Annotated in this window: 1 protein-coding gene; it reads right to left on the reverse strand. The window is 59.8% G+C overall.

The annotated features are described in order from the left end of the window. On the reverse strand, positions 1-846 hold an 846-nt coding region (locus AC0L25_RS32420; protein ID WP_473599184.1), incomplete at its 3' end, for a DMT family transporter. Positions 847-869 lie beyond the last annotated feature (23 nt).

The following is an 869-nucleotide window of genomic DNA, read 5'->3' on the forward strand; positions in this document are numbered from 1 at the left end:
GAACAGCCCCGCTCCGCAGATCAAAACTGCGCCGAGAACGGTGGTGATCTTCGGCACCTCGTCGAAAAACAGCAGCCCCCAAAGCGGAACCCAGATGATGGCGGTGTACTCGAAGACCGCAACGTTGCCTGCTGGGGCAAGGCGGTAAGCCTGGGAAAGCAATGTCATTCCGGCAGATGCGATCACACCGCAGCCGGCCATCAGCAAAGTATCCTGGAGCGAAGGCCAGACCCATGGGCGCGTGAGGAAGGCAAGACTTGGATGATTGGCGTCTTCAAGGCCGCCCAAGCTCACAAGCGCCGCCAGCGCCGGCGCGCCGGTGAGGAAGGCCAGGTTCTGATAGAAGGTGATAACCGCGGCGACCTCGCTGTCGCCAAGCTTCCTCGCCAAGACCTGGGCCGACGAGTACAGAGCAGCAGCCAGGAGGGTCAACGCAGCTGCCCATTCGAAGACAGCAAGACCCGGTTGTAGCGTTATGATGACGCCGAGCAGACCGACAATGAGCGCGATCAGGGTTGCGGTGTGAGGCCGCTCTCCGAGGAAGAGAATCCCGAGACCTGCAATGATGAGCGGGGCGACGAAAAAGAGTGCGACAGCATCGGCCAGAGGAAGCGCTGCGATCGAGAGATAATAGAAGAGGTATGCTCCCAGCGAGATTACCGCTCGGATGGCGAGTAGCCCGGCTCGCTTTGAGAAAATAGACCGTAGTCTGGCGGTCGCGCCTACCAGCACCAGCAGAATGGGCAATGCGACGATTGATCGAACAGTCATCGCTTGCGTAACGGGATAGGTGTCCGAGAGGCCCTTCAGGATCACGTCCTGCAGTGAGAAGACGAGAACGCCCAGGCAGAGAAAGCCAGTGGCTGCTA

Source organism: Mesorhizobium sp. WSM4813 (assembly GCF_055811555.1).